At 68.2% G+C, this 12,941-nt stretch carries 14 protein-coding genes; 9 read left to right on the top strand and 5 right to left on the bottom strand.

Annotated features, from left to right (window positions below):
* The first annotated feature begins 13 nt into the window (after positions 1 to 13).
* From bufB to ABID97_RS27035, 7 genes are all read left to right on the top strand, one after another.
* Positions 14 to 856: an MNIO family bufferin maturase gene (gene bufB / locus ABID97_RS27005; protein WP_354402350.1), complete on the top strand. Its 843-nt coding sequence runs from the start codon at positions 14 to 16 to the stop codon at positions 854 to 856.
* Positions 853 to 1,641 carry an HvfC/BufC family peptide modification chaperone gene (locus ABID97_RS27010; protein ID WP_354402352.1) on the top strand — a complete coding sequence of 263 codons (789 nt, stop codon included), beginning with the start codon at positions 853 to 855 and terminating at the stop codon, positions 1,639 to 1,641. Before bufB ends, ABID97_RS27010 begins: the two co-directional genes overlap by 4 nt.
* Positions 1,638 to 2,123, top strand: a complete 486-nt coding sequence (locus tag ABID97_RS27015) for a DoxX family protein (RefSeq protein ID WP_354402354.1) — start codon at positions 1,638 to 1,640, stop codon at positions 2,121 to 2,123. Before ABID97_RS27010 ends, ABID97_RS27015 begins: the two co-directional genes overlap by 4 nt.
* Before the next feature lie 77 nt (positions 2,124 to 2,200).
* The gene (locus ABID97_RS27020; protein ID WP_354402356.1) at positions 2,201 to 3,007 is read left to right on the top strand and encodes a helix-turn-helix transcriptional regulator; all 807 of its coding nucleotides are present in this window, start codon (positions 2,201 to 2,203) and stop codon (positions 3,005 to 3,007) included.
* Positions 3,008 to 3,095: 88 nt separating this feature from the next.
* On the top strand, positions 3,096 to 4,121 hold the full coding sequence (locus tag ABID97_RS27025; protein WP_354402357.1) for an aromatic ring-hydroxylating dioxygenase subunit alpha: 1,026 nt from the start codon (positions 3,096 to 3,098) through the stop codon (positions 4,119 to 4,121).
* A gap of 34 nt (positions 4,122 to 4,155) precedes the next feature.
* The gene (locus tag ABID97_RS27030) at positions 4,156 to 5,133 is read left to right on the top strand and encodes a Bug family tripartite tricarboxylate transporter substrate binding protein (protein ID WP_354402359.1); all 978 of its coding nucleotides are present in this window, start codon (positions 4,156 to 4,158) and stop codon (positions 5,131 to 5,133) included.
* An 87-nt stretch (positions 5,134 to 5,220) separates the two neighbouring features.
* A complete protein-coding gene (locus ABID97_RS27035) occupies positions 5,221 to 5,697 on the top strand; it encodes a nuclear transport factor 2 family protein (RefSeq protein ID WP_354403066.1) in 477 nt (158 codons plus the stop codon).
* 106 nt (positions 5,698 to 5,803) lie between these two features.
* Here ABID97_RS27035 and ABID97_RS27040 read toward each other — a convergent pair whose 3' ends face one another.
* Both ABID97_RS27040 and ABID97_RS27045 read right to left on the bottom strand, forming a co-directional pair.
* The gene (locus ABID97_RS27040) at positions 5,804 to 7,411 is read right to left on the bottom strand and encodes a phytoene desaturase family protein (protein WP_354402361.1); all 1,608 of its coding nucleotides are present in this window, start codon (positions 7,409 to 7,411) and stop codon (positions 5,804 to 5,806) included.
* 13 nt (positions 7,412 to 7,424) lie between these two features.
* A complete protein-coding gene (locus tag ABID97_RS27045; RefSeq protein ID WP_354402362.1) occupies positions 7,425 to 8,318 on the bottom strand; it encodes a TauD/TfdA dioxygenase family protein in 894 nt (297 codons plus the stop codon).
* Positions 8,319 to 8,460: 142 nt separating this feature from the next.
* Between ABID97_RS27045 and ABID97_RS27050 the strand changes: the two genes are divergently transcribed.
* A complete protein-coding gene (locus tag ABID97_RS27050; protein ID WP_354402363.1) occupies positions 8,461 to 9,513 on the top strand; it encodes an AraC family transcriptional regulator in 1,053 nt (350 codons plus the stop codon).
* 30 nt (positions 9,514 to 9,543) lie between these two features.
* The gene (locus ABID97_RS27055) at positions 9,544 to 10,794 is read left to right on the top strand and encodes an MFS transporter (protein ID WP_354402365.1); all 1,251 of its coding nucleotides are present in this window, start codon (positions 9,544 to 9,546) and stop codon (positions 10,792 to 10,794) included.
* Here the strand turns inward: ABID97_RS27055 and ABID97_RS27060 are convergent.
* Genes ABID97_RS27060 through ABID97_RS27070 form a run of 3 tightly spaced genes read right to left on the bottom strand, consistent with a single transcriptional unit; the run spans position 10,754 to position 12,912 of the window.
* Positions 10,754 to 11,368, bottom strand: coding sequence for a hypothetical protein (locus tag ABID97_RS27060; RefSeq protein WP_354402367.1), 615 nt, complete (start codon positions 11,366 to 11,368; stop codon positions 10,754 to 10,756). The genes ABID97_RS27055 and ABID97_RS27060 overlap by 41 nt on opposite strands.
* 21 nt (positions 11,369 to 11,389) lie before the next feature.
* Positions 11,390 to 12,196, bottom strand: a complete 807-nt coding sequence (locus tag ABID97_RS27065) for a DUF899 domain-containing protein (RefSeq protein ID WP_354402369.1) — start codon at positions 12,194 to 12,196, stop codon at positions 11,390 to 11,392.
* Positions 12,197 to 12,228: 32 nt separating this feature from the next.
* A complete protein-coding gene (locus tag ABID97_RS27070) occupies positions 12,229 to 12,912 on the bottom strand; it encodes a Vgb family protein (protein WP_354402370.1) in 684 nt (227 codons plus the stop codon).
* Between the last annotated feature and the right edge of the window lie 29 nt (positions 12,913 to 12,941).

Raw genomic sequence — 12,941 nt, forward strand, 5'->3', positions numbered from 1 at the left:
TTCGTGCGCTGCCATGCCCGACATTCTCTCGGTCGGCCTCGGCCTCAAGCCGGAGCACTACCAAACCGCGCTCGATGCACGGGCCGAGGGCCTTTGGTTCGAGGTGCATCCCGAGAATTACATGGTGGCGGGCGGCCCTCGCATCGGATGGCTCGAAGCGATCCGCTCGCGCCATCCTGTGTCGCTGCATGGCGTGTCGCTCTCGCTGGCGAGCGAGGCCGCACCCGATGCCTCGCATCTTGAAAGGCTGGCGGCGCTCGCGCGGCGCATCCAGCCCGCGCTGATCTCGGAGCACCTTGCGTGGTCCACCTGGAACGGACAGTATTTTCCCGATCTCCTGCCGTTTCAGCGCACCACGACCGCGCTGCATCGCATCGTTGCCAACGTCGCGCGCACGCAGGACGCGCTGGGCACCGCCATTGCGATCGAGAATCCGTCCCACTACCTGCAGATCGACGGGCACCAATGGGACGAGATCGATTTTCTTGCCGAGCTGTCGAGGCGCAGCGGCTGCAGGCTGCTGCTCGACGTCAACAACGTGTATGTGTCGGCACGCAACCTCGGCTTTTCCGCCACCGACTGGATCGACCGGTTTCCGCAGGCGCTGGTCAGCGAAATCCATCTTGCGGGCCACACGGCCGATCCGACGCTGGGCGATGCCTTGCTGATCGATTCGCACGACGCGCCCGTTGCACCCGAAGTCTGGCAACTGTACCGGCGCTTCATCGAGCGTGCCGGCGCCCGCCCCACGCTGATTGAGCGCGACGGCAACGTTCCAGCCTTTGAGGAGCTCATTGCCGAACAGGAGCGCGCTGCGGCCGAGTTGCAACGTTCCGCGCAGGAGGCGACGGCATGAACACGCCGCACCACACTTTCCAGCAAGCCTTTGCACAGGCCATCTTCCATCCTGCGCAAGCCGTGCACCCGGCGGTGCGTAACCTCGCCATGCAGCCGGCCTTTGCGGTGTACCGCAACACGGTGATGAAGGGGTGCATCGATGCCTTGCAGGCCAATTTTCCGACCGTTGCGCAGCTGGTGGGCGAGGCGTGGTTTCGCGCCGCCGCCGCGGTCTACGTGGCTGCCCATGCACCCGGCGATGGCCGCCTGCTGCACTACGGCGGCGGCTTTCCCGAATTCTTGCGCGGCTTCGAACCGGCTGCGGAACTCGTCTACCTGCCCGGTGTCGCCGAGCTCGACATCCTCTGGTGCGAAGCCCATGCCGCATCGGATGCACCGGCCGCCGGCGCCGCATGGATCGCGCAACACGCCCCCGACCGGATCGCCGGCCTGGCACTCACGCCGCATCCGGCCGCCCGCTGGGCCTGGTTTGCCGAGCAGCCGGTCTACAGCATCTGGGAGCGCAACCGCCGGCAGCGTGATGTGGGCGAAGGCCTGGATTGGCGGGGGGAGGGCGCCTTGCTGACGCGGCCGCACGACGCAGTGATCTGGCACGAGATCACCCAGGCCGGTTGCGCCTTTCTCGACGCTTGTGCCACCGGTGCGACCCTTGCCGAGGCGGCGGATCGCGCGCTGTCCACCGACCCCGGGGCCGACATCTCTGCCATCTTCGCCGCGCTGCTGCGCGCCGGCGCCTTCACGGGCACATCTGCATCGTCCGCATCCAACGAAAGAGCACCATGAGCACCCCTCTTCAAGTCCCCGCGTCGATCCAGGGCGACCCGCATCACGGTCTTCGTGCACGCTGGAATGCGGTGGCCGAGCGCCTCACGCACCTCGTGGCCCATGACGCGCTGGCATTGGCCACGCGCGTGGGCGTGGCGGCCATCTTCTTCTATTCCGGCCGCACCAAGGTCCAGGGCTTCCTGACCCTGACCGACAGCGCCTACGAGCTGTTCCGCACCGAGTACAAGTTGCCCTTGGTGCCGCCGGAGATCGCCGCGCACCTGGCGGCCTACTCGGAGCACCTGTTTCCGCTGCTGCTGGTGCTGGGCATCTTCACGCGCCTGTCCGCGCTGGCCTTGCTGGGCATGACGCTGGTGATCCAGGTCTTCGTCTACCCGGACGCATGGCCGACGCATCTCTCGTGGGCCGCGTTGCTGCTTTACCTGGTCGGCCGCGGCGGCGGCCGGCTGTCGCTCGACCACGCGCTGGGAATACATTGACGCGGGATGAGTCACCTGCGAGCGGCCCCGGGCTTCCACCCTGTTGAAACCGGCGCGCCTTGCCTATATTGGGCGCGATGCCCTCCACCTGGTTTCTCGACACGCCACCCGCCGGCCAGTTGCTGGACGCCGGGGCCGTCGCGCATCTGCTCGATGCCGGCAGCGAGCAGGCCCCCGCGCTCGACATGCTGGACTTCATCAACCAGGTGGTGCCGGTCGAATACATCTCGCTCGTCGAATACATCGACGGCGTTCCGTCGCAGGTCGAAGGGCATGCGGCCGGGCGGCATCACAACATCACGGCGGAGTGCTTCGCGCTGTACAAGAAGCGCTTCCGGCGTGCGGACGACATCACGCGCCTGGCCACGCGCATGAGCGCGGAAGCGCCGTCCGATGCGCCCGTGACCGCCTTGCTGTACGACCTGGCCGACATTCCCGACCCGGCCTGGCGCGAGCAGATCTTCGTCGACCGCAAGCTGACCGGGCGGCTGAGCTTTCTCTACACGCCGGTGCCCCGCACGGTCTTCGCCATCCACCTGTACCGCAACCGCCAGAACGGAAGCTTCGGCGAATCGGACGTGGCGCGCCTGCTCGGGCTCGCGCCGCTGCTGAAGCGGGCGCACCGCAACGCGCTCTTTGCAGAGCGCGCATCGGCCGATACGCCGCTGCGCGTGGCGAACATCGAGCGCACGCTGCAGCGCACCGCGCCGCAGCTCTCGGCGCGCGAGCGCGAGGTGTGCGCGCGCATTGCGTGCGGCATCGGCGCCGACGGCATTGCGGCCGACCTGGGCGTGGCCGCCTCGACCGTGATGACCTTGCGCAAGCGCGCGTACCTCAAGCTGTCGATCCACGGCCGCCAGCAGCTGCTGCGCTTCACCCACTAGGGAATCGCCCGGAGGCTTTTGTACCCTTCGGCGGGGACAGACGCAAAGACCGCGAATTCCTACAGTGCCTGGACTCTTGGAGACAGGCATGTGGGTTCGAAATTGCTGGTACGTCATTGCGTGGGATCACGAGATATCCGCCGCTGCGCTGTTCACGCGCACGGTGCTCGACGAGCCGATCCTGGTCTACCGGACCGAGGGCGGCGAACTCGTCGCACTGCAGGACCGCTGCTGCCATCGGCATGCACCGCTGTCGCGCGGCCGCAAGGAAGGCGACTGCGTGCGCTGCGGCTACCACGGCCTCAAATTTGCGCCCGACGGCGCGTGCGTGGAGGCGCCCGGGCTCGCCAGCATCCCCGTGAAGGTGCGCGTGCGGACCTATCCCGTGGTCTCGCACAACCGGTGGGTGTTCGTCTGGATGGGCGATCCGGCACTGGCGGACCGGGCGCTGCTGCCCGACAACTTCTCGTGCGACCACCCCGACTGGCGCTACAGGCCCGGCTACGTGCACTACGACACGTCCTACCTTCTGGTGTGCGACAACCTGCTGGATTTTTCGCACCTGAGCTACGTGCACGAAGGCACCCTCGGCGGGTCGACCGCCATCGCGCAGGCCGTGCCGAAGATCGAGAGAGTGCCGCGCGGCATCCGCGTGACGCGGCACGTGCCCGACGTTCCGCCGTCGCCGTTCTGGAAGTCGTTCCAGCGCTTCGACAGCAATGTCGACCGCTACTTCATCTATGACTTCGTGCTGCCCGGCACCTTGCTGATGAAGTCCGGCGGCGCGCCGGTGGGGCAGGCCGAAGGCGACCTGCGCGGCGGCGTCCAGCTGCACAGCTGCCAGGCGCTCACGCCCGAGACGGAAACCACCACCCACTACTTCTTCCAGCAGTCGCACCGCAGCAGCATCGCCGACCCCGCGGTCACCGAGACCATCTACCGCGGCCTCGTGACGGCGTTCGAGGAAGACCGCGAAACCATCACCGCCCAGTACCGGAACATCGACGAGGGCGTGCCGATGATGCCGCTGGCGATGGATGCCGCGCTGGTCCAGTTCCGCCGCCTGCTGCAGCAGGAAGTCGAGCGCGAGCAGGGCAGGGCGAATGCGAACTGAACCCCATTCCAAACACAAGACGAAGGAACCTCCGATGCGCCGCCATTTTCTCGCCATGGGTTTCGCCATGCTCGCCGGGCTGCCGCTCGCGAGCCAGGCGCAGGCAACGTTCCCGAACAAGCCGATCCGCGTCGTCGTGACGAACCAGGCCGGCGGGGCCAGCGACTTCGTTGCGCGCCTGGTCGGCGAGCATGCCGCCAAGCTGCTGGGCCAGCCCATGGTCATCGACAACCGCGCCGGCGCGAATGGCGCCGTGGGGCTGGGCGAGGTGGCGCGGGCCGCGCCCGACGGCTACACCATCGCGGTCACGCTCGGCGATTCGCTCATCAACAACGTCGCGCTCTACAAGACGTTGCCCTACGACCCGCAGCGCGACTTCGTCTTTCTCACGCAGGTGGTGCGCAGCCCCGCCATCCTTTCGGCCAACCTCGAACTCGGCGTGAAGGGGATGGACGACTTCCGCAAGCTGGCCGCCCGGCCGGACCAGAAGCTCAGCTATGGCACCTGGGGCCCGGGAGGCCTCGGCCACCTGGCGGGCGAGGCGCTCAACCGCAAGCTCGATGCACGCATGGTCCATGTGCCTCAGCGCGGAGAGGCACCGGTGATGGCCGACCTGTTGAGCAACACCGTGAGCATCGGCCTCACTTCCGCGGGCCTTGCGCGGCAGCACGTGCAGGCCGGCAAGATCGTTCCACTGGCCATCATGGGGCGTGAGCGCTCGGCCGTGCTGCCGCAGGTGCCCACCATGCGCGAGCTCGGCTTCGACGACCCGCTGTTCGAGGCCGCCGTGTGGATCGCCTTCGTCGCGCCGGCCAAGACGCCGCCCGCGGCCATCGAGCGGCTGACCGTCGCGCTGCGCACCGCGGCAGCGAACGCCGATGTCCAGGCGCGCATGGCCGAGCGCGGACTGGAAATGCTCAACACCACGCCGGAGCAGTTCACGGCGAACTACAAGCGCGACTTCGACGTCATCACCCGGCGGATGCGGGAGTTCGGGATCGAGGCGCAGTAGGGATCGCGTGCGCCGCCGCAAAAAATCCTACCCGGCTGCGCTGCACTCACCTACAGTCAGCTCCTACAACTACAAGGAGCTCCCGTGATGAAAGCAATCTCATGTTCGCTTTTTGCCGCGGGCGTCTTGCTTGCGGGATGCGCCTCGAATCCACCCGGTTCCGCCTCTGCGCGGACCGAAGCCTGCAAGGCAAGCAGCGAGCAGGAAGTTGCCGCGCTGTTCGACCGCTGGAATCAGTCCTTGCAAACCGGCGAAGCGCGCAAGGTGGTCGCAAACTACGCGGAAAAATCGGTCCTGCTGGCCACTGTTTCCAACACCCCGCGTCTCGATCCGGCGCAAAAGCAGGACTACTTCGAGCACTTCCTGGAGAACCGGCCCTTCGGCCGCATCGACTCCAGGACCATAGAGATCGGGTGCAACACGGCGGTCGATGCCGGGCTGTACACCTTCACCTTCGCCAAGACGGGCGCAGTCGTCAAGGCGCGTTACACCTACACGTACCGGTGGAACGGCAGCCAATGGCTGATCACCAGCCACCATTCTTCGGCGATGCCGGAGAAATAGGACGCACGTCGTACAGCGGCGTCAGCCAGAAAACGATCTGGGTCTCTCTCTCACGAATAAACGTCAATTATCTCTGTGACGCATAAACGGCGAATACCAGGATCGATCAAGGCCTGAGCTCCCGAAACAGGTCGCGCCCCAGCACCGCGCTGGCCGCGACCAGTCCCCCCACCATCGCACCGCTGACCCCCGCGACGGCCACGTCCTGGCCGCTGAAGTACAAGCCCTCCACCGGCGCATGGGCGCGCATCCAGCGCTGGGCGAAGCGCTTTGGTGTCTGCTCGAAGCCCATGAAGTTGCCTTGCGTGCGGTTGAGAAAATGATTGAAGCTCAGCGGCGTGGCCAGCTCGGCATGGGCCACGCGCCCCTGGATCTGCGGAAAACGGCGCGTGGCCTCGGCCAGCAGGTGTTCGGCAAGCCCTGCCTTCATGTCGTCGTACGCGCCGCCGCGCCGCATCCACTCGGTGCCCGCGAAGCGCTCGAACACGGACCAGTCGGTGAGGCCGCAGATGTCCATGGTGCTGCGGCCGGGGTAGCGCTGCGCCCAACTCGGGTCGCGCAGCGAAGGGTGCGTGATGAAGTAAAGCGGCATGGCCTCGCCCGCGGGATCGGCCTTGTAGCGCGCGAGGTTGCCCGTGAGGTCGTTGCCCGGGTGGACCCACAGGTTGGCCGGGTGGATGTCGAGCTCGCCGTTGCCCGCGTCCAGTCCGATGTTCAGCACGGCAAAGCATTGGGTCGTTCCCAGGGCGTTGCTGGCTTGCGCGAGTGGCCCGGCCAATTCCGGATCGGCATGGGCCAGCAGCGGCAAGGTCTGCGCGATGCCGATCGAGCTGACCACGCGGCGCGCCTCGATGGCGCTGCCGTCGGCGGTCACCACGCCCGTCACTCGGCCTGCGTGCATCTTCAGGCCCACGACGTCGGCGGCCACCAGGCAGGCGCCGCCGGCGGCACGCACCGTCTCCGCCATGGCCTCGGCAATGCGCGGCGCGCCGCCCACGGGATAGCTCGCGCCATCGATGTAGTGGTGGAAGACCATCGCATGGATGGCGAAGGAGGCCTCGGCGGGCGAGTTGCAGTAGTCGCCATAGTTGCCGCACCAGACGGCCTTGAGCTCGGCATTGCCGGTCAGTTCGTCGAGCACCTCCAGCACGGTGCGCTGCGAGTAGGCGCCGAACGCCGCCTGCGGTGCGCTGGCCGAGGCATCGGACACGCGCAGCGGCAGCGCACGCTCGCCGAAGAACGCCTTGGCCGCGCGATTCGCATCGACCACCAGTTCCACATAGCGGTCGATGGCCGCGGCCTCGTGCGGGAAGTACGTTTTCAGCTGCTCCTTGTAGGCCTCGGCGCCCGCCACGTGGTCGTAGCTGCGCTCGCCCACGACGATGCGGTTGTAGACCGCCGGCATCGGCGCCCACGCGAGCTGCCCGCGCGAGACCTTGTCGAACAGGCGGTACAGGCCGCTGGTCTTGCGGTGCACCTCGCCCATGTAGTGCAGGCCCACGTCCCATTCGAAGCCCTTGCGCGTGAATGACTGCAGGCAGCCGCCCAGCACCGCGTGGCGTTCCAGCACGAGCACGCGCTGGCCGTCCAGCGCCAGCAGCGCGGCGGTGGTCAGGCCGCCGGCGCCCGAACCGATCACGATGGTGTCGAAGCGGCCATTCAGTTCGCCGCGGTCACGCGCCCGCTTGAAGCTCAGGTCGGGGGTGTTGTTCATCGGGTGATCCATGTCAGGGCTGCGAACCGTCGGCCGAGACGCCGATCGGGCGCTCGCCGGCGATGGTGGTCCGGTGCATGAGGCGCAGGTGCCCGTCGTAGCCGCCCTCGGCGTTGTGCACCGTGCAGCGGTTGTCCCAGAGGGTGAGCATGTCGGGCGACCAGCGGTGCCGGTACACGTAGTCATCGCGCACCATGTGTTGGTAGAGGTAGCCCAGCAACGCGGCCGACTCCCCGCGCGTCATGCCCTGGATGCCCAGCGTGTAGACCGGGCTCACGTACAGCGCCCTGCGCCCGGTGACCGGATGCACGCGCACCAGCGGATGCGGCCAGGTCTTGTCGGCCTCTTCGCTCACCACGATCTTCATCGTGCGCGCCTCGGTTTCCTTGGCGAACAGGCCGTCCTTGCCGTAGGGCATGCTGGCCGAGTGGATCGCGACCAGCCCGTCGAGCAGCCCCTTCATGGTGTCCGACAGGTCCGCATAGGCGCGGTAGCAGTCCGCATAGAGCGTGTCGCCGCCCACGGGCGGGGTCACCTTGGCGTGCAGGATGGTGCCGGCCGGCGGCTCCTGCTGAAAGCTCCAGTCGGAGTGCCATTGCGCGCCGAAGTTGACCGCCTTCTCGCCGGCCTCGCGCCTGAGCTCCAGGATGTGCGGATGCCCTTCCATGGGCACGATGTAGGGGTCGACGCCGAACTCGCCGAACTGCCGCGTGAAGGCCTCGAGCTGGTCATGCGTGAGCGGCTGGTCGGGAAAGGAGATGACTGAATGCGCGGCCCATGCCTTCTTCACTTCGTCCAGCATCGGCGCGGGCAGGGGCTCCGCAATCGACAGGCCCGTGACGGCGGCGCCGAAGCCGTTCGGCTGCGGCTGCACGCGGATGTGCTCGTAGTGGTTCTCCACTGTCATGTCGTCTCCTTCATCGTTGTTGTCTGCGCGGCGCCAGTTTCGAGCGCGCAGGCGGGGCTGTCATTGCTCCGGCACGACAGAAAATTGTTTTGAGATGCCAACCCGCATTGACGCTGCTCGCCGGCCCCTCTAGCCTGCCGCCATGCCCGCGCACATGACGATCCTCTCGACGTGGCTCGATGCCGTGGTCGATCAGCTGGAACTCCAGGAGCTGGACCCGACCCGCCTCACGGCCGGCCTCTGGGGCCCCGGCGTGGGACGCATGGCGCCGACGCGCCAGCTGAGCCTGGTGCTCGCGCGGCGGCTCTGGCAGCGCGCGGCCGGGCTGTCGACAGACCCGCTGCTCGGCTTGAAGGTCGGCATGAGCCTTCCGCTGCAGGCGATGAACGTGGCCGGACTCCTCATGATGCACAGCCCGTCGCTCCGGGACGCCGCGTGGCACATGGAGCGCTACCAGCAGCTGGTGAGCAACAGCGGACGCATCGGCGTCCACAAGGTCGAGGGTGGTCTCGAACTGCGCTACGCCGTCACGCCTTGCCACGTTCCCATGCACGCGATGCAGATCGATTCGCTGCTCGGCGGGTTGATGGCCTTCCTGCGGCGCTGCAGCACGCGCAACGTGGCGCCGCGCCTGATCGAACTCACGGGGCCGGACACGCGGCTGGCGCCGCGCTATGCCGAGCTGCTCGGCTGCGCCGTCACCCTGGGCGCGGCGCAGGTGCGTGTGTGCTACGACGACGCCACGCTCGATACGCCGTTCCAGGGCGCCGATCCGGCGCTGTTGTCGGTGCTGCGTGCACAGGCCGACGGCATGCTGCGCGCGCAGAGCTCGTCGGAGTCGCTCGAGGCGGCGGTGAGGGCGGCGGTCGGCAGCCTCGGCTTTCATCGCGTGTCTTGCGCCGACGTGGCGGACAGCCTGGGCATCGCGCCGCGCACGCTGCAGCGGCGGCTGCGCGAAACGGGCATGCCGTTTCGCCGCGTGCTCGAGGCCGCACGCATGGACGAGGCGCTCTTCCTGCTCACGCAGGGCAGCATGCCGCTGCCGGACATCGCCGAACGGCTGGGCTACGTCGAGCCCAGCTCCTTTTGGCATGCGGTGAAGTCCTGCTGGGGTGCCACGCCTCGTGCCTTGAGAAACAACGCCCGCGATCCCCACGACAAGCTTGAAGTCGTATATAGTGAACCGATTGGTTGACTATCTTCAACTGGCCTTGGGACACGACCGATGAACATGCCTGCCGCCCATGGTTCCGCGAACGGGACCGATCACAACTGGTCCATCGTGGCCGCCGGCGCCTTGATGACCTGCGTGGCCATTGGCGTGGTGTTTTCGCTGGCCGTGTTCCTGGAGCCGATGAGCGCGGCCACCGGCTGGTCGCGCGCCGGCATTTCCAGCGCCATGACCTTCGCCTTTCTGAGCATGGGTGTCGCGGGGTTCGCGTGGGGCGCGCTGAGCGACCGCTATGGCCCGCGCCTCGTGGTGCTGGCGGGCACCGTGCTGCTCGGGCTCTCCACCGTGCTGGCGAGCCGCGCGACCTCGCTGGTCGAGTTCCAGCTGCTGTTCGGCGTGATGATGGGCATTGCGGCGGGCAGCTTCTTCGCGCCGGTGATCTCGACCACCGCCTCGTGGTTCGAGCGGCATCGCAGCCTGGCCGTGTCGCTGGTGTCGGCCGGCATGGGCGTGGCGCCCATGACCATCGCGCCGCTCGCGGCATGGCTCGTGACGCGGTACGACTGGCGCACGGCGCAGTTGATCATCGGCATCGGCGCATGGATCGTGCTGCTGCCCGCGGTCTGGTTCATTCGCGCGGCGCCCGGCACCGCCCCCGCGGCAAGTCCCGGTGACGCGAAGCCGGCGGAGCCGATGCCGGTCGGGAAGGCGCTGCGCTCGCGTGCCTTCCTGGTGCTGGGCGCCACCTTCTTCGCCTGCTGCGCGGCGCACTCGGGGCCGATCTTCCACACCGTGAGCTATGCCATCGGCTGCGGGCTGCCGACCTTCGCGGCCGTCACCATCTACAGCATGGAAGGCGCGGCCGGCCTGGGCGGGCGCCTGCTGTTCGGCGTGATGGCGGACCGTCTCGGCGCCAAGCGGGTGCTCGTGGCGGGCCTGTTGATCCAGGCGCTTGCCGCCGCAAGCTACCTGCTGGTCGACCGGCTTGCTGGCTTCTACGCCGTGGCCGTGGTCTTCGGCCTGGCCTACGGCGGCGTGATGCCGCTCTACGCCGTGCTGGCGCGCGACTATTTCGGAGCGCGCATCCTCGGCACCGTGCTGGGCGCGGCAACCATGCTCTCGAGCCTCGGCATGGCGCTCGGGCCGGTGCTGGGCGGCTGGCTGTTCGACCGCTACGGCAGCTATGCGTGGATGTACATCGGCTCGATGGCCGTGGGCCTCGGCGCGGTGGCCATTGCGCTCGCGTTCCCTCGAACGGACAGGGTCAGGAACGATGCGGGGCCGCGGGTCCCGGCTTCCGCCTGAAGCTCTTGATGCTCCTGAGCTTCAATGCCCAGCGCGCGCCGGCATCGAAGCCGCGGCAGGCACCGAGCGCGACCGCGCCGGTGACCGCCAGCATGGCCGCGGTGTGAACGCCGACCGCCGCGAGCGCCAGCAGCAGCGAGTCCGATGCGCCGGTGTCCCGGCTCGAGGCGTCGCCCATGCACAGCGGGATCAGCGCGGGCACCAGCATCAGGCCCGCGCCATGCGCGGTCGACATCATGAAAGACCAGAGCGCCAGGCCCGCATGCCCGGCGGGGGCGCGCGCTGCGCGCGGTGTGCGGCCCCAGAAGTGCAGCGCTGCAAGAACGGCGACCAGCCCGCCCGCGGCAACCTGCAGCAGGGTACGGTCCATCGACACCCCGAAGGCCACGGCGCCCGCCACCAGCGCCACGGAGGCGGCATGCCCGATGGCGATCGGCAGCAGGGCCCGCAGCGCTTGTGCGCGGTCGTTCGACCGCACGCCCCAGGCCGCGGCCCACAGCCATCCGGTGGCGGGGTTCAGGCCGTGCAGCGCGCCCACACCGGCCACCACCAGCCAGGGCCAGAGGCTTGCCATGCGGTGCTCCCGGCGGCCAACTCAGTCCGGCCCGTGGCAGCACGAGCCGGCCGCAGCCACCGGCTTTGCTTCCGGCATTGGCACTGGCGCTGGTGAATAGCGGTCGTGGTGCCGCACCCAGTCCATCGCATGGACCGGGTTGCGCTCGTCCCGGCCCTTGGGCGTGAGATCGAGCAGGCTGTAGGTGCCCATCATGGCCTCCACGCCGCGCTCGTAGGTCGAGTAGGTGTGGAAGACCGCGCCCGCGTCGTCCCTGTGGAACACGCTGATGCCCGGTGCCTCTTGCGCCGGGAAGGGCCGCACGCTGTAGTTGTAGTAGACCTCGCCCCTGCCTTCCGCCCATTGCTGCGGCGTGAAGCTCACGTTGAAGTCGTAGTTGAAATCGCTGCCGTGCGACGACACCCAGCGGAACTGCCATCCCATGCGGTCACGGAAAAGCACGATCTGATCGAGCGGCGCACGCGAGACGACCAGCAGCGTCACGTCGCGGTTCTCCAGGTGCACCTTCATGCCGCCGAGGTGGTCGGCCATGTACGAGCAGCTCGGACAGCCTTGCTCCCAATCGGGCCCGAGCATGAAGTGCTGCACCAGCAGCTGGCGGCGGCCTTCGAACAGGTCGGCCAGCGCGCGCGGGCCTTCGGGCGTGTCGAAGACGTACGTCTTCTCGACGCGGGTCCATGGCAATGCGCGGCGCTCGCGGGCGATCTGGTCGCGCAGGTGCGTCAGTTCCTTCTCGCGTGCCAGCAGCGCCTTGCGTTGGGCCAGCCATTGGTCCCTGGACACGACGGCATGGTTGGCGATGGGGGTTTCGGCGATGGCGGTGTTCATTGCGTTGTCTCCTTGGGCTCGATGGGCCGTGTTCAGGACTTGCCAGCCCGCGGGCGCCGCACCGCGCGGACCTTGCCGCTGCCGCCGCCACCGCAATAGAAGAGGTCGGCCCCGTCGGACTCGAGCCCGCTCACGCCCGCGCCCCGCGGCATCTCGAGCCGCTCCAGCACCGCGCCGTCGGCGGGGTCGATGCGGCGCAGCTCGCTTTCGTCGCCCTCCCAGGTGCCGTGCCACAGCTCGCCATCGACCCAGGTCACGCCGGTGACGAAGCGGTTGGATTCGATGGTGCGCAACACCGCGCCGCTCACTGGATCGATCTGGTGGATCTTGCGGTCGCGGTACTGGCCGAGCCACAGGCTGCCTTCGGCCCAGGTCAGTCCCGAGTCGCTGCCCTGGCCGGGCGTGGGGATCGACGCCAGCACCTTGCCGCTGGCCGGATCGATCTTGTCGATGCGCGCCTCGGCGATCTGGTAGAGGTAGGTGCCGTCGAAGGCGGTGCCCGCATCGCAGACGCAGTCCAGCGTGCGCGTGGCCTCGCCGCTGGCCGGATCGAAGCCGACCAGCTTCGCGCCCGTGGCGGCCCAGACGCGCTGGCCGTCGTGGGTCACGCCGTGCACGTTGGCGGCGCCGCCAAAGGGCCCGTACTCGCGCACGATCTCGGCCGCACGCGGCACGGCTTGCATCTTGTCTTTCTTGCGGGTTGCAGTGTTGTTCATCGCTGGCTCCTTGGGTGGCGGGCGCCGGG

Origin of the sequence: Variovorax sp. OAS795 (assembly GCF_040546685.1) — a bacterium.
GTDB lineage: Bacteria > Pseudomonadota > Gammaproteobacteria > Burkholderiales > Burkholderiaceae_C > Variovorax.